We start from the raw sequence: 18,319 nt of genomic DNA, 5'->3' as shown, positions 1-18,319 counted from the left end.
GCCCGGTTAGGCTCGGTCGGTGGCAGGACGGCGGATCGGGGTGATGGGTGGGACGTTCGATCCCATCCACCACGGGCACCTGGTGGCGGCCAGTGAGGTCGCGGTGCTCTTCGGCTTGGACGAGGTCGTCTTCGTGCCGACCGGCCAGCCGTGGCAGAAGAGCCACCGGGAGGTCAGCCCGACCGAGGACCGCTACCTCATGACGGTCATCGCCACCGCCTCCAACCCGCGGTTCTCCGTCAGCCGGGTCGACATCGACCGCGGCGGGCAGACCTACACGATCGACACGCTCGGCGACCTCCAGCGCCAGCGCCCCGACGACCAGCTCTTCTTCATCACCGGCGCCGACGCCCTCTCCCAGATCCTGAGCTGGCGCGACAGCGACCGCTGCTTCCAGCTGGCGCACTTCATCGGGGTCACCCGGCCCGGCTTCGACCTCGGTGCCGCGCACCTGCCGGAGGGGACGGTCAGCCTGGTCGAGGTGCCCGCGCTGGCCATCAGCTCCAGCGACTGCCGCGAGCGCGTCGCCCGCGGCATGCCGGTCTGGTACCTCGTCCCCGACGGCGTCGTGCAGTACATCGAGAAGCGCGGCCTCTACCGCTCCCGCGCCGACGCCCGGCCGGCGGCGCGCGAGCGGGCCGACGGCAACGGCGCCGCTCCGCCGTCCGGCGACCGTCCTGGCGATGACCGACCCCCGGCGCCGCCGCCGGGGCAGCAGCCTCCCGACCCCTCGTCCCCCCACCTCCAGGAGGTACCCCGATGACCGCCTCGCCCGAGGCACGGGAGACCGCACTGCTGGCCGCCCAGGCGGCCGCCGACAAGCTCGCGACCAACGTCTCGATCGTCGACGTGAGCGAGCGGCTGGCGATCACCGACGCCTTCGTGCTGGCGGCGGCGCCCAACGAGCGCCAGGTGCAGGCGATCGTCGACGAGGTCGAAGAGCGCCTGCGGCAGCACGGGGTGAAGCCGGTGCGGCGCGAGGGCGTGGCCGAGTCGCGCTGGGTGCTCCTGGACTTCGTGGACGTCGTGGTGCACGTCCAGCACGCCGAGGAGCGCGCCTACTACGCCCTCGAGCGGCTGTGGAAGGACTGCCCGGTGATCCCGTTCGTCGACCGGGCCGCGCCGCCCGCGGGCGGGTCGCCCGAGGCTGGTTCGCCGGACGCCGGTTCGCCCGACGCCGGAGGTCTCGGCGCGGGTTCGTCCGACGCCGGTTCGTCCGACGCCGGTTCGTCCGACGCCGGTTCGCCCGGCGCCGGCTCGTCCGGCAGCCGGGGGACGCTCTCGGCCGATGACGTCGACCCGATGAGCGCCGACCCGACACCGCTGGCCCCGGAGCCCGCCGACGACGGGAGCGTCCCGGCGGAGGACGACACCGACCCCTCCGCCCCGGGCGCGGCCGGCCGGTGAGCCGGCCGGTTCCGCACCTGCCGGTCTCCCGCCTGCTGCTCTGGCGGCACGGGCGGACGGAGTGGAACGCCGCCGGGCGCTTCCAGGGTCAGCTCGACCCCCCGCTCGACGAGGAGGGGTGCCGGCAGGCCGCCTGCGCCGCCCGGCACCTGGCCGACGGGGGGCAGCTCCCGGAGGGCACGGTCGTCGTCTCCAGCGACCTCGTCCGGGCCTCCGAGACCGCCGCCGCCCTCACCGGGCGGCTCGGCGTCCCCCTGCGGCTGGACCCCCGGCTGCGGGAGACGGGGCTGGGCTCGTGGGAGGGGCTGACCCGCGAGGAGGTGGCCGAGCGCCACCCCGAGCAGTACGCGGACTGGCTCGCGGGCCGGCCCGTGCGCGGTCGCGGCGACGAGAACCCCGCGGAGGTCCCGCGGCGTGCCCTCGCCGCGCTCCTCGACCTGCCGACGGCGCCGCTCGCGGTCGTGGTGACCCACGGCGGTACCTCCGCGCGGCTCATGGAGGAGCTGCTCGGACTGGGGCCGGAGCACCGCCGGGTGCTCGGGCCGCTCGCGAACTGCGCGTGGAGCGAGCTCGCCGTCCAGCGCGACCGCTGGCGGCTGATCCGGCACAACAGCGCCGCGCCGACCGTTGCCGCCGGGGCGCGCGCGGTCGGGACGGTGGGCGCCCCCGGAGCCGGAGCCAGTCCGGAGGAGGGTGCCGCGACGGCGGTCGTCGACGGCGCGCCGGTCCAGGACGCCGACGCGGTCGCCTGACGACCGTTCCCGTGGCTCCCGATCGGGGGGCTCCCCTCCGGAGCGAGCCGCCCCGGACCGCCTCCGCGGGTTAGCCTCGCCCGATGTCCGTCGCCGTGGTCACCGACTCCACGGCCTACCTGCCCCCTCCGCTGGTCGAGCGGTACGCGGTCTCGGTGGTCCCGCTGTACGTCGTCATGGCCGGCCGGTCCGGGCGGGAGGGGCAGGACATCGGGCCGGCCGACGTGGCCCGCGCCCTGTCCGTCCGGGGCCAGAAGGTGTCGACCTCCCGGCCCACCCCCGGTGACTTCGTCGCCGCCTACCGGCGCCGGCTCGAGGCCGGCGCCGACCGCATCGTCTCCGTCCACCTGTCCGCCGAGCTGTCGGGCACCGTGGACGCGGCCCGGCTGGCGGCCGCTCAGGTCGGTGAGCACATCGTCACCGTCGTCGACTCCCGCTCGGCGGCGATGGGCAACGGCTTCGCGGTGCTCGCTGCCGCTCGCGCAGCCGAGGCGGGAGCGGACGCCGACCGCGTCGCCGCGGCGGCCCGGGACACGGCCGCGGGCACCCGCACCACGTTCGTCGTCGACACCCTCGAGCACCTGCGCCGCGGCGGGCGCATCGGGTCGGCCGCCTCGATGATCGGCACCGCCCTGGCCGTCAAGCCGGTGCTGCACGTCGTCGACGGCCGGGTCGTGCCGCTGGAGAAGGTGCGCACGTCGGCCCGCGCGCTGGCCCGCCTGGTGCAGCGGGCCGTGGACGCCGCCGGCGGCGACCCGGTGTCGGTGGCCGTCCACCACCTGGTCGCACCCGAGCGCGCGGAGCGGCTGGCGGCCGACCTCCGTGACCGGATCCCGGACCTCCGGGAGCTCTACGTCAGCGAGCTCGGCGCCGCGATCGGCGCGCACGTGGGCCCGGGCGCCGCGGGACTCGTCGTGGCGCCGGCCAGCGGCGTGCCGGCGGACGAACCCGGCGACCGCGCGGCGGAGCAGGGCGGCAACGAGGCGGGGGACCCGGGAGCGGGCTGAGCGGCAGGCGTTCGGCACCGGGGCAGCGTGCCCGGCCGGGGCCCCGCAGGCCGGTTCGCCGTCCACAGCCGGGACCGCTGTCCACAGTCCTCCGCGGCGCCTGCCAGGTGCCGGGGCGACTGCCTACCGTCCGCCGGGTGCGCCTCTCCTCCCGCCGCAGCGACGACGCCGACCTGATCCGCGCCCGGCTGCGGGCGCTGCTCGACGAGGGCGGCCGGACGCCGGGCTGGGTGCCCGACGACGCCCCCGTCGACCCGGGCGGACCGCCGGTCGGCGGGAGCACGCGAGCCGACGAGGAGGACGAGGACGGTGCCGGGCTCCCGGACGGCATCGGGCGCCACCGCACGCCCGGCAGCGCGGTGCGGCTGGATCCGGGCCGCCGGGGCGCGTGGTCCCTGTGGGTCGTCGGGGGCATCGCGGCGCTGCTGGTCGCGATCGTCACCTGGGCCAGCCGGCCGCAGGTCGAGCTCGCCCCGCCCCTTCCGCCGGAGACCACGACAGCCGCCGTCCCGTCGGAGAGTCCACCGGCGGCCGCATCCGTGGCGGCGGACGCGTCGGCCACCGTCGTCGTCTCCGTGGTCGGGCTCGTGGCCCGGCCCGGGTTGGTCACGCTCCCGGAGGGGGCGCGGGTCGCCGACGCCGTCGCCGCCTCGGGCGGCCTGCTGCCCGAGGCGGACCCCGCCACGGTGAACCTCGCCGCGGTGGTGGCCGACGGCCAGCAGATCGCGGTGGGGGTGCCGGGAGCACCGGCAGCCACCGGCGCGGCGGCCGGACCGGGGGGTGGTCCCGGCCCGGTCGACCTCAACGCGGCCACGGCCGCGGACCTGGACGCGCTGCCCGGCATCGGCCCCGTGCTCGCGCAGCGGATCGTCGACCACCGGGAGCAGCAGGGGCCTTTCCGCAGCGTCGAGCAGCTGGACGACGTCCCCGGGATCGGGCCGGCCACGTTCGCCGAACTGGCCGAGCTGGTGCGGGTGTGAGCGGTCCCGCTCCGCGCTGGGCGTGGCTGGACCTGCGGCTGACCCCCGCCGCGGCGACCGTCTGGGTCGGCACGCTCGCGGCGCCCCTCGTCCCCGTGGCCGGCTTGGTCGTCGCCGCCGGTCTGGCGACGGTGGCCGCCGCAGCGGTGGCGCGGCGGCGGGGATCGGCCCGGACGGTCGTGCTGCTGGGCGTGCTCGCGGCGCTGGCGGTCACCTGTGCCACGGCAGCGCTGCGGACGGCGGCCCGCGAGGCCTCGCCCCTCGCCGCCGTGGCCGAGGACCGCGCAACGGTGCGGCTGGACCTCGAGCTGTCCGGCGACCCGGTGCTCGTGCGCGGCGCCGGTCCGTCCCGGGCGGTGGTCGAGGCCACCGTCACCCGGCTCGACGACGGTGCCGACCGCATCCGCCTGGACGACGACGTGCTCCTGTTCGGGCCCGCGGACGAGTGGCTCGGGCTGCTCCCCGGCCAGGAGGTGCGGGTGCGGGCCGCCGTCTCCCCGGGCGACGCGGCGGAGGGGTTGGTGGCCCGGCTGTCGGCGCGGTCCCCGCCGGACCTGCTGGGGCGGCCCCCGTGGGTGCAGCGCGCGGCCGGGGGATTGCGGAACGCGCTGTCCGACTCGGCTCAGCGGGTGCTCGGCCCCGACGCCGGCGGCCTGCTGCCCGGCCTGGTCGTCGGGGACACCCGGGCGATGGACCCCGTCCTCGTGGAGGAGTTCCGCCGGGCCGGTCTCGCGCACCTCACCGCCGTCTCCGGCGCCAACGTGGCGATCGTGCTGGCCGGTGTCCTCGTCCCGCTGCGCCGGCGGGTGGTGGACCGGCGCGTCCAGGCGCTGGTCGCCGTCGTGGCCCTGGCCGGCTTCGTCCTGCTCGCCCGGCCCAGCGCCAGCGTGGTCCGGGCGGCGGCGATGGGTGCGGTCACCCTGCTGGCCCTGGCCACCGGCCGCTCCCGGGCGGCGGTGCCCGCGCTGGGGGGTGCCGTGGCCGTCCTCCTGCTGCTCGATCCCGCGCTGGCGCGGGACGCCGGCTTCGCCCTCTCGGTCGCGGCCACCGCCGCCATCGTGCTCCTCGCGCCGGGCTGGTCCCGGCGGCTGCGGGTGGGTGGCTGGCCCCGGCTGGCGGCCGACGCCGTGGCGGTGGCCGCGGCCGCCGGGGTGGCCACCGCGCCGCTGGTCGCCGGCCTGTCCGGCCTGGTCAGCCCGGTGTCGCTGCCGGCCAACCTGCTCGCCGCCCCGGCCGTGCCGCCGGCGACGATCCTCGGCCTCCTCGCGGCCCTGACCGGGACCGTGGCCCCACCGGTGGGGGACGCGCTGGTGTGGCTGGCCGGGTGGCCGACCAGGTGGCTGGTGGTCGTGGCCCAGCGAGCCGCCGCCCTCCCCGACGGTGCGACCGGATGGCCGGCCGGCACCCGCGGAGCCGTCTTCCTCACCGTGCTGCTGCTGGCCGCCGGGTGGCTGCTGTGGCGGTTCCCCCGCGCCCGGCCGCTGGCGCTGGCCGCGCTGGTGGGGGTGATCGTCCTCGGCTGGCCGCTGCGCCAGTGGGCGCGCGGGTGGCCACCGGACCGCACCGTGCTGGTGGCGTGCGACGTCGGCCAGGGGGACGCCCTCGTGGTGCCCACCGGACCCGGTGAGGCGGTGCTGGTGGACGCCGGGCCGGACGTCGGTGCGGTCGACCGCTGCCTGGACCGGCTGGGCATCGACCGGTTGCCGCTGGTGCTGGTCACCCACCTCGACGCCGACCACGCCGGGGGCCTCGCCGGGGCCCTGGCCGGGCGCGAGGTGGGCGTGGTCGCGACGGGCACGCTGTCCCCCGGCGAGGACCGCGCGGCCCGCCTGGACACCCAGGTGCGACGGGCGCGAGCCGAGCGGGAGGTCCTCGTGCCGGGGGACCGTCGCACCGTCGGCACCGCGACACTGGACGTGCTGGCGCCCGCGCCCGAGCGGGCGACCGCCGCGGCCGCGGCCAACGACCTGTCGCTGGTCGTCCGCCTCACCCAGCGCGGCGTGCGGGTCCTCCTCACCGGGGACCTCGGCGCCGAGGCGGAGGCGCGCCTGGTGGCCGACGGCGTGGACCTGCGGGCCGACGTGCTCAAGGTCCCGCACCACGGCAGTGCCGACGCCGACCGCGGCTTCCTCGCCGCCACCGGCGCGCGGGTCGCGGTGGTGACGGTGGGAGCGGACAACACCTACGGCCACCCGACCCCGCGGGTGCTGTCCTGGTTGGCGCAGGAGGGCATCCGCGTGCACCGCACGGACGTGGAGGGCGACCTCGCGGTGACCGGGGACCGGGGGTCGTGGGGGATCGCCGCCCGGGGGAGGGACGCCGCCACGACGGCGTCGGACGGCGCCAGGGCCACCTCGGGCGCAAGCTCCGCGCCGGAGGTCCGGGCGGCGTCCGCCGGCGCGGTCCGCGCGGGACGCCGGGACCGTCGCAGCGGCGTGACACCATGCCGGTGTGGCAGCAGCACCCCCGGCCCCCACCTCCCGCCTGCGCGCCGTGGTGGGCGAGGAGGAGTTGCTGCGGTCCCGCGCGGTCTCGGCGGTGCGAGTGGCGGTGCTCGAGCGCCACCCCGACGCGGAGCTGCACGAGCTACCGGCCCAGGGCCTCCCGGTCGGTCAGCTCGCCGACGTCCTCGCCCCCTCGCTGTTCGGGGCGCACCGGCTGGTCGTCGTCACCGGCGTGCACGAGGCGGCCGGAGCGCTGTGCGACGCCATCACCGGCTACGCGAAGGACCCCGACCCGGACCTGACGCTGGTCGTCGTGCACCACGGCGGCAAGCGCAACGAGGCCCTGATCAAGGCCCTCACCGCGGCCGGGGCGGCGGTCGACGACTGCCCGAAGGTCAGCTCCGTAGGGGACCGCATCGCCTTCGTGCGCAACGAGGTGCGCTCGGCCGGCGGCCGGATCACCCCGGACGGGGCCTCGTCCCTGGTCGAGGCGATCGGGGCGGACCTGCGGCAGCTGTCGTCGGCCGCCCGCCAGCTGGTCTCGGACTTCGGCGGCACCGTCGACGCCGACGCCGTCGCCCGGTTCCACCGCGGCCAGGCGGAGGTCACGGGCTTCACGGTCGCGGAGCGGGTCCTCGTCGGCGACCGCAGGGGCTCCCTGGAGATGCTGCGCTGGGCGCTGCAGCGGGGGGTGGCCCACGTGCTCATCGCCGACGCGATCGCCGACGGCGTCCGGACCGCGGCGCGGGTCTCCTCGGTCCGCAGCGCCAACCCCGGCGACCTGGCCCGCACCCTGAAGATGCCGCCCTGGAAGGTGAAGAAGGCGCAGGCCCAGGCCCGCGGCTGGAGCATCGAGGGGCTGCAGCAGGCGATCGGCGTGGCCGCGGAGCTCAACGCCGACGTCAAGGGGGCGGCGGCGAGCGCCGACCACGCGCTGGAGCGGGCCGTGCGGCGGATCGTCGACATCCGCGCCGAGAGCGGCCGCGGCCGGCGCTGACCGGACCGGCTCCGGAGACACGAAGAGCCCCCGTCCCGGGCGGGGAGGGGGCTCTACGCGGAGCGGAGCGTCAGGCGTCGAGCTTGGCGACCTGCTTGGCCATGCCGGACTTGCGGTTGGCGGCCTGGTTCTTGTGGATGATGCCCTTGCTCGCGGCCTTGTCCAGCGCCTTGCTGGCGGTCTGCAGGGCGGCGGTCGCGGCCGCGGCGTCCCCGGCGTCGGCAGCGGTGCGGAAGCGCCGGACCGCCGTCTTGAGGGCGGACTTGACGGCAACGTTGCGCTGACGCGCCTTCTCGTTGGTCTTGATCCGCTTCATCTGGGACTTGATGTTCGCCACGCGTGAGCCTCGGGTGTCTCTCGGGAGGGAGTACTTCTGGACAGTGCGTCCGGACGGCGAGCGTCAGCGGACCGGTCTGCCAAGATACCAGCGTCGGCCGCACGACCCCAACCCGCGGGTCTGCCGGCGCCACCCCACGCAATCGGTGGCCGACGCGGCCGGTCGTGGGACGATGGGGGCACTGTGACGACTCCCGCCTACACCGACCCCGCCCGCATCCGGAACTTCTGCATCATCGCCCACATCGACCACGGCAAGTCGACGCTGGCCGACCGGATGCTCGAGGTGACCGGGGTCATCGAGGCGCGGCAGATGCGCGCGCAGTACCTCGACCGCATGGACATCGAGCGCGAGCGCGGCATCACCATCAAGGCCCAGAACGTGCGCCTGCCGTGGACGCCGTCGACCGGCGAGCAGGCCGGCTCCGAGTTCGTCCTCGACATGATCGACACCCCGGGCCACGTCGACTTCACCTACGAGGTGTCCCGGTCGCTGGCCGCCTGCGAGGGGGCCGTCCTCCTCGTCGACGCCGCGCAGGGCATCGAGGCCCAGACCCTGGCCAACCTCTACCTGGCCATGGAGAACGACCTCACGATCATCCCGGTGCTCAACAAGATCGACCTCCCGGCCGCGCAGCCGGAGAAGTACGCCGCGGAGATCGCGCACATCATCGGCTGCGACGCCGACACCGTCCTGCGGGTCAGCGGCAAGACCGGCGAGGGCGTGCCCGAGCTGCTCGACCAGATCGTCACCCAGATCCCGGCGCCGACCGGGCGCGCCGAGGGTCCGGCCCGGGCGATGATCTTCGACAGCGTCTACGACATCTACCGCGGCGTGATCACCTACGTGCGCGTCGTCGACGGCCGGATCGCCGCCCGCGACCGGATCAAGATGATGTCGACCGGCGCGACCCACGAGCTGCTCGAGATCGGCGTCATCTCCCCGGAGCCCAAGCCGGTCGAGAGCCTCGGCGTCGGCGAGGTCGGCTACTTCATCACCGGGGTGAAGGACGTCCGCCAGTCCCGGGTCGGCGACACCGTGACCCTGCTGCACAAGCCGGCCACCGAGTCGATCGGCGGCTACCGCGACCCCAAGCCGATGGTCTACTCCGGCCTCTACCCGATCGACGGCAGCGAGTACCCGCTGCTGCGCGAGGCGCTGGACAAGCTGCTGCTCAACGACGCCGCGCTGGTCTACGAGCCGGAGACCTCCGCCGCGCTCGGCTTCGGTTTCCGCGTCGGCTTCCTCGGCCTGCTGCACCTGGAGATCGTCCGCGAGCGGCTGGAGCGCGAGGCCGGCATCAGCCTCATCTCCACCGCGCCGAACGTCGTCTACCGGGTGGTCATGGAGGACGGCTCGGAGATCACCGTCACCAACCCCAGCGACTGGCCCGAGGGCAAGATCGACAAGGTCTTCGAGCCGGTCGTCAGCGCCACGGTCATCGCGCCCAGCGACTACACCGGCGCGATCATGGAACTGTGCCAGAGCCGGCGCGGCCAGCTCGGCGGCATGGACTACCTGAGCGAGTCCCGGGTGGAGCTCCGCTACACGCTGCCGCTCGGCGAGATCATCTTCGACTTCTTCGACGCGCTGAAGTCGCGCACCCGCGGCTACGCCTCTCTCGACTATTCCGAGGCCGGCGAGCAGGAGTCCTCGCTGGTGAAGGTGGACATCCTGCTGCAGGGCGAGGCGGTCGACGCGTTCAGCGCGATCGTGCACAAGGACAAGGCCTACAGCTACGGCGTGATGATGGCCGGCAAGCTGCGCGAGCTCATCCCGCGGCAGCAGTTCGAGGTGCCCATCCAGGCCGCCGTCGGGTCGCGGGTCATCGCCCGGGAGACCGTCCGCGCCATCCGCAAGGACGTCCTCGCCAAGTGCTACGGCGGTGACATCACCCGCAAGCGGAAGCTGCTGGAGAAGCAGAAGGAGGGCAAGAAGCGGATGAAGATGGTGGGCCGGGTCGAGGTCCCCCAGGAGGCCTTCGTCGCCGCGCTGTCCACCAACGAGTCCACCGCCTCCAAGAAGTGAGCGGCCGCGTCGAGGCGGTCTGCGTCTCCGGCTCCGACCTGCTGCCCCTGCCCGACCGCCGGCCCAACCGCAGCGGCATCGACAAGCGGCCGGTGACCGGCCGGGTCGCCGTCGGCCGGCTCGGCCTCGACGGCGACGTCCAGGTCAACCGCCGCTACCACGGCGGCGAGGGCCAGGCGGTGTACGCCTACGCCCAGGAGGACGCCGACTGGTGGTCCGCCGAGCTCGGCCGGGAGCTCCCTGCCGGCCGGTTCGGCGAGAACCTGCGGACGACGGGCCTGGACCTGACCGGCGCCGTGCTCGGCGAGCGCTGGCGGGTCGGGACCACGCTGCTCGAGGTGACCGACTGCCGCATCCCGTGCGCCAACTTCGAGCGGTTCTGGGGCGTGCCCCGGCTGGTCAAGCGGTTCACCGCCCGCGGCGCCAGCGGGGCCTACCTGCGGGTGCTCGAGACCGGGGACGTCGGCGCCGGCGACCCCGTCGAGGTCGTGCACCGCCCCGACCACGGGATCACCGTCGGCCAGGTGTTCCGGGCCTACACCACCGAGAAGCACCGCCTGCCCGAGATCGCCCCCGCGGTGGCGCACCTGCCACTGCGGACCCGCGACAAGATCGCCGCGAGGATCGCCGCGCGCACCGCCGCGGGCGTCTGACCGCCGCGGGCGGCCCGGCGTCCCCGCGGTCCGGGCGTCCGGCAACGCCCGGGCCGCCCGCTCGTCAGTCGCCGAGGGTGGTGACCAGATCGCTGCGCAGGTCGACCGCGTCGATCCCGCGGTCGTGCAGCACCTTCATCGCCAGCCCCTGACCCTCCCGCAGCAGCCCGAGCGCGAGGTGCACCTCGGTGATCGACCGCGACTTGAGCGCGATCGCCTCGCGCAGCGCCAGCTCGAGCACCTTCTTCGCCCGCGGGCTGAACGGGATGTGGCCGGCGTCCCCGCGGGCCCGGCGCTCGGGGGCGTCCAGGGCCCCGGGACCGAAGGACGCCTCCACCGCCTCCCGGACGGCGTCGAGGTCGATGCCGAGCGTGGTGAGCGCGGCGGCGTCGAGGTCCTCGGCGCCGGTCAGTGTCCGCACGGCCTCGACGACGACGGCGTGCGTGAGCCCGTGCCGGGCCAGGACCCGCGCCGTGGGCGTGTCCGACGGCCGGGTCAGCGCCAGCAGCAGGTGCTCGGTGCCGATCCGACCGTGCCGCAGCTCGCGGGCCTCGGTCTGGGCGCCGACGACGACCTCGCGGGCGCGGGGTGTGAACCGTTCGAACATGGTCAGTCCTTCCGCCGGAGCGGCCCGCGGCCGCGCGCGTACTTCTTGTGCACCGCTTGCCGGGTGACGCCGAGGAGCTGGGCGATCTGCTCCCACGTCCACCCCTGCTCGCGGGCGTTGTCCACCTGCAGGCCCTCGAGCCGCTCGACCAGGGTGCGGAGCGCGCGGACGGCGGTGAGGCCGACCGACGGGTCCCGGCTGCTGGCAGCGGAGGCCACCTGTGCTGGGTCCGCCATGCGGTCAACATAAGTTGACCCGACCGGCGATGTCAACCCAGTTTGACGGACAGGGGTGGCTCAGCCCTCTTCGTGGACCTCGAAGTGGGTGACGGTGACCTCCCGGTCGAGGAGGTAGCGGTCGTCCTCGGGGTAGAAGCGGGCGACCTCGACGTCGTCGCCGGCGAACCCGCGCACCGCGTCCAGCGACGTCCAGAAGCTGAGGGTGACCACCTCGGTGCGCCCGTCGCCGAGGTCGCGGGTGAGCATGTGGGCGGCCACGTTGCCGGGGGTGGACCGGTAGTGCGCGATGCCGGTCTGCTGGATGTAGTCGACGTAGGCGTCACGGTCCTCGGTGCGGACCCAGCCCCGCCACGTGCGGGCGATCACCTCGGCTCCTCTCTCGGTGCCGCTCAAGCGACGGTGGCCTCGACGCCGCCGGTCAGCCGCACCAGGTCGGGATAGGTCACGGAGAACATCGTGAAGTGGTCACCGCCGCCGGCCCACACCAGCGGGTGGACGGCGAGGTCGACGTCGACGACGGTCCGCAGCGGGGCCGGGTGGCCGGTGGGGGCGACCCCGCCGACCTCCTGGCCGGTCGCCGCGGCGACGAACTCCCGGCTCGCCCGGCGGACCCGGGACGCGCCGACCAGTGCCGCGACCTCGCCGGTGTCCACGCGGTGCCCGCCGCTGGCGAGCACGAGCAGGGGGTCGCCGTCGGCGTCGAACACCAGGCTGTTGGCGATGGCCCCGACCGCGCAGCCGAGCGCCTCCGCCGCGGCGGCCGCGGTCGGCACCGGCACCTCGAAGCGCCGCACCTCCGCCGGTACCTCGGCGGCGCGGAGCGCGGCGACCACCCGCTCGACGGGGGTCACAGCGTGAAGACGATCTTTCCGGCGGTCCTGCCCTGCTCCATGCGCTCGAAGCCCTCGCCGGCCTTGGTCAGCGGGAGCTCGACGTCGATCACCGGGCGGACGCCGGTGACCCGGCACAACTGCACCAGCGACTCCAGCTCCGCGCGGGTGCCCATCGTCGACCCGACGACCGACAGCTGCGTGAAGAACACCCGGTTCAGCTCGGCGCCGGGGTTGAACCCGGTCGTGGCGCCGGAGATGACGATGACGCCGCCCGGACGCAGCGACTTCACGCTGTGGCTCCAGGTCGCCTCGCCGACGGTCTCCATGACGCCGTCCACCCGCTCGGGTAGCCGCGCCCCGGTCTCGAAGGCCTGGTCCGCGCCGAGGGCGAGGGCGGCCTGCCGCTTCTCCTCGCTGCGCCCGGTGACCCACATGCGGAAGCCGGCCGCCCGGCCCAGCGACACCAGCGCGGTGGCGACGCCGCCGCTGGCGCCCTGCACGAGCACGGTCGCGCCCGGCCGCAGCCCGGACTTGACGAACAGCATCCGGTAGGCGGTCAGCCAGGCGGTCGGCAGGCAGGCGGCTTCGGCGAAGGACAGCTCGGTCGGCTTGGGCACCAGGTTCCGCCGGGGGACGGCGACCCGCTCGGCCATCGTGCCCTGGTGGAGCTCGGAGAACAGCGTCCGCTTGGGGTCCAGCGTCTCGTCGCCGGTCCAGCCGGGGCTGACGACGACGCCGTGCACGACGACCTCGTTGCCGTCCTCGTCCAGGCCCGCGGCGTCGGTGCCCAGGATCATCGGCATCCGCTCCTGCGGCAGGCCCACCCCGCGCAGGCTGAACAGGTCGTGGTGGTTGAGGGAGGCCGCCTTCACCTGCACCGTCGTCCAGCCGTCCGGGACCTCCGGCTCGGGGCGTTCGCCGATCTCGAGCACGGAGAGCGGGTCCTTCGGAGCAGGCGTCGAGACGAAGGCAGCGAGCATGCCCCGGACGCTAACGGAGCCGCCCCCCACCTGCGACGCCGGTCACGTCCGGCGTGATCGCTACCGGACGACGACCGTGAACTCCCCGCGCGGCACGAACTCGCCGATCACCGGGGCGCCGGGCACCTCGCCGCCGAGCAGGAGCCCGCCGGAGGTCTGCGCGTCGGCCAGCAGCAGCGCCTCGTCCTCCGGGACCGCCGACAGGTCCGCGTGCGGGCGCACCCAGTCCAGGTTGCGCCGCGTGCCGCCCGAGACGTACCCGGCGGCCAGCGCCTCCCGCGCACCGGCGAGGTAGGGGACGGCGGCGGCGTCGACGACCGCGGTGACCCCGCTGGCCCGCGCCATCTTGTAGAGGTGCCCCAGCAGGCCGAAACCGGTGACGTCGGTCCCGGCGCGGATGCCGGCGCCGACGGCGGCCCGGCCGGCGTCCCGGTTGAGCGCGGTCATCGAGGCCACCGCCTCCTCCGACACCTCGCCGGTCGCCTTCATCCGGCTGTTGAGCACCCCGACGCCCAGCGGCTTGGTCAGCGACAGCGGCGTCCCGGCGACGGCGGCGGAGTTGGTGATCATCCGGTCGACGTCGACGACGCCGGTCACCGCCATCCCGTACTTCGGCTCGGGGTCGTCGATCGAGTGCCCGCCGCCGACGTGGCAGCCGGCCTCCTGGGCCACCTCCAGGCCGCCGCGCAACACCTCGGCGGCGAGCTCGGCCGGCAGCACGTCCCGCGGCCAGCCGAGCAGGTTCACCGCGACGACCGGGGTGCCGCCCATCGCGTAGACGTCGGAGAGGGCGTTGGCCGCGGCGATCCGGCCGAAGGTGTGCGCGTCGTCCACCACCGGGGTGAAGAAGTCCGTGGTGAGCACCAGGCCCTGCCCGCCGGCGATGCGCACCACGGCCGCGTCGTCGCCGTCGTCCAGCCCGACCACCAGCTCGGCGGCCGGGTCGCGCGGGCCGGTGGCCGTCAGCCCCGCGACCACCTGCTCGAGCTCGCCGGGCGGGATCTTGCAGGCACAGCCCCCGCCGTGGGCGTACTGGGTGAGCCGGATGCGGGTGGGTGCGGTGGTCACGGCCCGACCGTAGTCCCGCCGCAGGTCGCGGCCCTCTCGACGTCCGGCCGGCCGGCCGCCAGCATGGGCGCCCCCGGGAGGAGCCCGTCGATGTCCAGGTCGCTGCTCGCCGTCCTGCTGGTGCTGCTGGCCGCCTGCTCGTCGCCGGACGCCGCGGCGCCCGCCGCGACCGCGAGCCCGACGCCGGCTCCTCCCGCGAGCGGGCCGCCGCGCTCGCCGCTGTTCGACCAGGCCCTGCACGACGAGCTCCTCGCGATGGCCGAGCGCGACCAGAGCGGCCGCACCGGCGGCGCCGACCTGGAGGGCGACGACCCGCGCACCACCCGGCTGGCCGCGATCCTCGACGAGCACGGCTGGCCGACGTTCGACCTCGTCGGGGAGGACGGCGAGGACGCGGCGTGGCTCATCGCCCAGCACTCCGACCAGGACCCCGCGCTCCAGCGGCGGGCGCTGGAGCTGCTCCGTCCGGTCGTCGCCGCCGGCCAGGCGTCGCCGGGCAACCTCGCCTACCTGGAGGACCGGGTCGCGGTCGGGGCCGGCCGGCCGCAGCTCTACGGCACCCAGGTCGGGTGCGGTCCCGGCGGCCCGGCGCCGGCGACCCCGATCGCCGACGAGGCCGCGGTCGACGAGCGGCGGGCCGCCGCGGGGCTGGAACCGCTGGCCGACTACCTCGCGGAGATGGCCGAGATCTGCGCCGGGGAGTGAGGCAGGTGGCCGCTAGGGCCGGCCGCCCGGGAGGACGACGAGCCGCGGACGCTCCCGGCCGGGCCGGGCGGCGGGAACCGGATCGGCAGCCGGCGGACGGCGCAGCGCCCGCCCCGCGGGGTGACCGGGCGACGGGGGGACCCCCACGTCGCCCGGGTCGCGCCCCGGCGCGGTCTCGCCGGTGAGGTCCAGACCCTCGATGCGGTCGGCCCGGAACCACCGCGGCGCCTGCCGCTCCCGGCACCAGGCGACGAGGAACCAGTGGTCGGCGGTGCGGGTCAGCAGCTGGGGCTCCACCTCGCGCCGCGACGCCCGGCCCGTGCCGTCGCGGTAGCGGAGCACCACGACGCGGCGCGACTCGACCGCGCGCTCCAGCGCCGCGCGGACCCGCTCGGCGGAGCCGGCCTCGGCGCTGACCCACAGGCTCGCGGCCAGCAGCTGGGCGCGCCGGCGTGGATCGGGCTCGAGGGCGTCCAGGACCTTCTCCAGGGCGCCCCGGCCGGCGTCGGCGTAGGGGCCCTCCGGCTGCGCGGCGAGGGCGACGGCGACCGCCGCTGCCTCCTCCGGCGTCAGGGTGACCGGCGGCAGGGGAGCGGCGCTGCGGGGGTCGGTGCGGCTCACACTGCGAGGGTGGCACTGGGCACCGACATTCCCGGGACGTAGGGTGCCCGGCGGAGGCGTCAGGGCGCCTGGTGGCCCCCGCGGCCTCTAAAGCCGACGTGGCCGAGCATCTCGGTCAGGCGGGTTCGATTCCCGTCCGCCTCCGCCACACGTCCGTACTGCCCGGTCGATCGGCCCGCCCGGCGCATACGCTCCGCAGTCGATGAGCGCCGACCCGCGGCGGCAGGTGCCGCGCACCGACACGCTGCTCGCCGAGCCCGCCCTCGCCGCCGCGGCCGAGAGGCTGGGCCGCGAGCTGGTGAAGGCCGCCGTCCAGGAGGTCCAGCAGCAGGTCCGCGCGGGCGCGGTGGCACCCGGCGCGGCGGTGGCTGCCGTCCTGGCCGGCCTCCCCCCGACTCCCGGCAGCCTGCGGCCGGTGCTCAACGCCACCGGCGTGCTGGTGCACACCAACCTGGGGCGCGCTCCGCTGTCGCCGGCCGCCGTCGAGGCGGTCACGGCCGCCAGCGGCACCACCGACGTCGAGCTCGACCTGTCCACCGGCCGCCGCGGGCCCCGCGGGGAGGCCGCGATCTCGGCCCTGCTCGCTGCCGTCCCCGCGGCCGAGGCGGCGATCGTGGTCAACAACTGCGCCGCGGCGCTCGCCCTGGTGGCGACCGCCCTCGGCGGGGAGCTCGTCCTGGCCCGCGGCGAGCTGGTCGAGATCGGCGACGGCTTCCGCATCCCCGAGCTGCTCGCGGCCACCGGCGCGCGGCTCCGCGAGGTGGGGACGACCAACCGCGTGACCCTCGACGACTACCTGGCGGCCGTCGGCGACAGCACCGGGGCGGTGCTCAAGGTGCACCCGTCCAACTTCGTGGTCCGCGGCTTCACCCGGGCGGTGCCGGTGGCCGAGCTGGCGGGTGCGTTGGCCGGCCGCGGCGTGCCGCTCGTGGCCGACGTCGGGTCCGGGCTGCTGCGGCCGCACCCGGTCCTCCCCGAGGAGCCGGACCTGCAGACCACCCTCGCCGACGGCGCCGACCTCGTGCTGGCCAGCGGCGACAAGCTGCTCGGCGGACCCCAGGCGGGGCTGGTCCTCGGCCGGGCCGCCCTCGTGCAGCGGCTGCGCCGCCACCCCCTCTACCGGGCGCTGCGGGTCGACAAGACCACCCTGGCCGCGCTGGAGGCGACGCTGCGCGGCCCGCTGCCGCCGGTGCAGCAGATGCTCGCCGCCGACGCGGCGGTCCTGCGCCGGCGGGCCGAGGCGCTGGCCGCCCGGCTGACCGCCGGCGGGATCGACGCCGAAGCCGTCGACTCCGAGGCCCGGGTGGGCGGGGGAGGAGCACCCGAGCACCCGCTGCCCAGCGCCGCCGTCGCCCTGCCCGCCGGGTACGCCGAGGCGCTGCGTGCCGGCAGCCCGCCCGTCGTGGGGTACGTCGCCGGCGACCGCACGCTGCTGGACCTCCGCAGCCTGCCCGCCGCCGCGGACGACGCGCTGGCCGCCGCGGTGCTGGCCGTCGCGGGGGAGGTGGCGTGAGCGCCATGGACGTCATCGCCACCGCCGGGCACGTCGACCACGGCAAGTCGACCCTCGTGCGCGCCCTCACCGGCATGGAGCCCGACCGGTGGGAGGAGGAGCGCCGCCGCGGGCTCACCATCGACCTCGGCTTCGCCTGGACGACCCTGCCCTCGGGACGCCGGCTCGCCGTCGTCGACGTCCCCGGTCACGAGCGTTTCATCGGCAACATGCTGGCCGGCGTCGGCTCGGTGCCCGCCGCGCTCGTGGTGGTCGCCGCGGACGACGGGTGGTCGGCGCAGACCGCCGAGCACGTCGCCGTCCTGGACGCCCTCGGGGTGCGCTCGGGGCTACTTGCGGTGACCAAGGCCGACCTCGCCGACCCCGCCCCCGTGCTGGCCGACGCCCGCCACCGGCTGGCCGCGACGTCGATGGGGGAGGTGCCCGCGGTGGCGGTCAGCGCCGCCACCGGCGCCGGCGTGCCCGAGGTGGCCGCGGCGCTCGACGCCCTGCTGGCCGGCCTGCCCGCCCCCGACCGCGACGCCCCGGTCCGCCTCTGGATCGACCGCGCCTTCCCCATCACGGGCGCCGGGACCGTGGTCACCGGCACGCTCGCCGCCGGCGCCGTCACCCCCGGGAACCGGCTGCGCCTCGGGGACCGCGAGGTCGTGGTGCGCGGCGTGCAGTCGCTGGGCCGGCCGGTGGAGCGGGCGGAGGCCACCGCCCGGGTGGCGCTGAACCTGCGCGGCGTCGCCGTCGAGGACCTCGCCCGGGGCGACGCCCTGCTCACCCCCGGCGCCTTCCGCACCGCCACCGACGTCGACGTCACGCTCGGCCGGGAGCCGGAGGACCGGCTCCCGGCCGAGGTCGTCGTGCACATCGGCTCCGCCGCGGTCAGCGCCCGGCTGCGCCCCCTGGAGGGGACGGCGGTGCGGCTGCGGCTGGCCGCGCCGCTGCCGCTGCGGGTCGGCGACCGGCTGCTGCTGCGCGACCCCGGGGCCCGCCGGGTGCTGGGTGCCGACGTCCGGGACGTCGACCCACCCGAGCTGCGCCGGCGCGGCGCGGCGCGGCAGCGCGCGGCCGAGCTGGCCGCCCAGCCGGCGGGGGACGCGGGCGCGGCCGCCGACCTCGGCCGCCGGCGGGGGGTCCGCGCCGCGGACTTCACGGGG

19 protein-coding genes, 1 tRNA gene and 1 pseudogene are annotated in these 18,319 nt (G+C 76.3%); 13 read left to right on the top strand and 8 right to left on the bottom strand.

The window, feature by feature from the left end:
- The first annotated feature begins 19 nt into the window (after positions 1 to 19).
- From nadD to holA, 7 genes and pseudogenes are all read left to right on the top strand, one after another.
- Positions 20 to 763, top strand: coding sequence for a nicotinate-nucleotide adenylyltransferase (gene nadD / locus PGN05_RS09340; RefSeq protein ID WP_419752257.1), 744 nt, complete (start codon positions 20 to 22; stop codon positions 761 to 763).
- A complete protein-coding gene (gene rsfS, locus PGN05_RS09335; protein WP_419752256.1) occupies positions 760 to 1,407 on the top strand; it encodes a ribosome silencing factor in 648 nt (215 codons plus the stop codon). The genes nadD and rsfS overlap by 4 nt, the downstream gene beginning before the upstream one ends.
- Entirely contained in the window at positions 1,404 to 2,159 is a 756-nt protein-coding gene (locus PGN05_RS09330; protein WP_419752255.1) for a histidine phosphatase family protein, read from the top strand. Before rsfS ends, PGN05_RS09330 begins: the two co-directional genes overlap by 4 nt.
- 83 nt (positions 2,160 to 2,242) lie before the next feature.
- Complete coding sequence (locus tag PGN05_RS09325) at positions 2,243 to 3,166, top strand: DegV family protein (protein ID WP_419752254.1); 924 nt, start codon at positions 2,243 to 2,245, stop codon at positions 3,164 to 3,166.
- A 137-nt stretch (positions 3,167 to 3,303) separates the two neighbouring features.
- On the top strand, positions 3,304 to 4,146 hold the full coding sequence (locus PGN05_RS09320) for a helix-hairpin-helix domain-containing protein (RefSeq protein WP_419752253.1): 843 nt from the start codon (positions 3,304 to 3,306) through the stop codon (positions 4,144 to 4,146).
- A pseudogene (locus tag PGN05_RS09315) lies at positions 4,143 to 6,257 on the top strand (ComEC/Rec2 family competence protein); the annotation flags it as partial. The gene PGN05_RS09320 and the pseudogene PGN05_RS09315, both read left to right, overlap by 4 nt.
- A 340-nt stretch (positions 6,258 to 6,597) precedes the next feature.
- Entirely contained in the window at positions 6,598 to 7,587 is a 990-nt protein-coding gene (holA, locus tag PGN05_RS09310) for a DNA polymerase III subunit delta (protein ID WP_419752252.1), read from the top strand.
- A gap of 70 nt (positions 7,588 to 7,657) precedes the next feature.
- Here the strand turns inward: holA and rpsT are convergent, their stop codons facing one another.
- Positions 7,658 to 7,924 carry a 30S ribosomal protein S20 gene (gene rpsT, locus PGN05_RS09305; RefSeq protein ID WP_419752251.1) on the bottom strand — a complete coding sequence of 89 codons (267 nt, stop codon included), beginning with the start codon at positions 7,922 to 7,924 and terminating at the stop codon, positions 7,658 to 7,660.
- Positions 7,925 to 8,107: 183 nt separating this feature from the next.
- Between rpsT and lepA the strand changes: the two genes are divergently transcribed.
- Positions 8,108 to 9,952, top strand: a complete 1,845-nt coding sequence (lepA, locus tag PGN05_RS09300) for a translation elongation factor 4 (RefSeq protein WP_419752250.1) — start codon at positions 8,108 to 8,110, stop codon at positions 9,950 to 9,952.
- Positions 9,949 to 10,605 carry an MOSC domain-containing protein gene (locus PGN05_RS09295; RefSeq protein ID WP_419752249.1) on the top strand — a complete coding sequence of 219 codons (657 nt, stop codon included), beginning with the start codon at positions 9,949 to 9,951 and terminating at the stop codon, positions 10,603 to 10,605. The genes lepA and PGN05_RS09295 overlap by 4 nt, the downstream gene beginning before the upstream one ends.
- Positions 10,606 to 10,669: 64 nt before the next feature.
- Here the strand turns inward: PGN05_RS09295 and PGN05_RS09290 are convergent, their stop codons facing one another.
- From PGN05_RS09290 to selD, 6 genes are read right to left on the bottom strand one after another with little or no spacing between them, the layout of a single operon-like run.
- Positions 10,670 to 11,212 carry a Clp protease N-terminal domain-containing protein gene (locus PGN05_RS09290; RefSeq protein ID WP_419752248.1) on the bottom strand — a complete coding sequence of 181 codons (543 nt, stop codon included), beginning with the start codon at positions 11,210 to 11,212 and terminating at the stop codon, positions 10,670 to 10,672.
- A 2-nt stretch (positions 11,213 to 11,214) separates the two neighbouring features.
- Positions 11,215 to 11,448, bottom strand: a complete 234-nt coding sequence (locus tag PGN05_RS09285) for a helix-turn-helix domain-containing protein (protein WP_419752247.1) — start codon at positions 11,446 to 11,448, stop codon at positions 11,215 to 11,217.
- A 60-nt stretch (positions 11,449 to 11,508) separates the two neighbouring features.
- Positions 11,509 to 11,817: a hypothetical protein gene (locus PGN05_RS09280; protein WP_419752246.1), complete on the bottom strand. Its 309-nt coding sequence runs from the start codon at positions 11,815 to 11,817 to the stop codon at positions 11,509 to 11,511.
- A gap of 23 nt (positions 11,818 to 11,840) precedes the next feature.
- Positions 11,841 to 12,302, bottom strand: coding sequence for a YbaK/EbsC family protein (locus PGN05_RS09275; RefSeq protein ID WP_419752245.1), 462 nt, complete (start codon positions 12,300 to 12,302; stop codon positions 11,841 to 11,843).
- Positions 12,299 to 13,264: a zinc-binding dehydrogenase gene (locus tag PGN05_RS09270; protein WP_419752244.1), complete on the bottom strand. Its 966-nt coding sequence runs from the start codon at positions 13,262 to 13,264 to the stop codon at positions 12,299 to 12,301. The genes PGN05_RS09275 and PGN05_RS09270 overlap by 4 nt, the downstream gene beginning before the upstream one ends.
- Before the next feature lie 60 nt (positions 13,265 to 13,324).
- Positions 13,325 to 14,332 (bottom strand): selenide, water dikinase SelD, encoded by a 1,008-nt coding sequence (gene selD, locus PGN05_RS09265; RefSeq protein ID WP_419752243.1) that lies wholly within the window; start codon positions 14,330 to 14,332, stop codon positions 13,325 to 13,327.
- A 90-nt stretch (positions 14,333 to 14,422) separates the two neighbouring features.
- On the opposite strand from selD, the gene PGN05_RS09260 reads away from it, so the two are divergent.
- Positions 14,423 to 15,037, top strand: coding sequence for a DUF6624 domain-containing protein (locus PGN05_RS09260; RefSeq protein WP_419752242.1), 615 nt, complete (start codon positions 14,423 to 14,425; stop codon positions 15,035 to 15,037).
- 12 nt (positions 15,038 to 15,049) lie between these two features.
- On the opposite strand, the gene PGN05_RS09255 is transcribed toward PGN05_RS09260, so the two are convergent.
- A complete protein-coding gene (locus tag PGN05_RS09255; RefSeq protein ID WP_419752241.1) occupies positions 15,050 to 15,658 on the bottom strand; it encodes a helix-turn-helix transcriptional regulator in 609 nt (202 codons plus the stop codon).
- A gap of 52 nt (positions 15,659 to 15,710) precedes the next feature.
- On the opposite strand from PGN05_RS09255, the gene PGN05_RS09250 reads away from it, so the two are divergent.
- The 3 genes from PGN05_RS09250 to selB form a co-directional block, all read left to right on the top strand.
- Positions 15,711 to 15,806 (top strand) — tRNA-OTHER (locus tag PGN05_RS09250).
- 54 nt (positions 15,807 to 15,860) lie between these two features.
- Positions 15,861 to 17,171: an L-seryl-tRNA(Sec) selenium transferase gene (gene selA / locus PGN05_RS09245; RefSeq protein WP_419752240.1), complete on the top strand. Its 1,311-nt coding sequence runs from the start codon at positions 15,861 to 15,863 to the stop codon at positions 17,169 to 17,171.
- A gap of 5 nt (positions 17,172 to 17,176) precedes the next feature.
- The coding region (gene selB, locus PGN05_RS09240; protein ID WP_419752358.1) for a selenocysteine-specific translation elongation factor at positions 17,177 to 18,319 on the top strand (1,143 nt) is incomplete at its 3' end.

The sequence above is a fragment of the Geodermatophilus sp. CPCC 206100 genome, from assembly GCF_048569675.1.
Taxonomy (GTDB): domain Bacteria; phylum Actinomycetota; class Actinomycetes; order Mycobacteriales; family Geodermatophilaceae; genus Geodermatophilus.
Note: the sequence above shows the minus strand (reverse complement) of the source record. Positions and strands in the feature narration are given on the sequence as shown.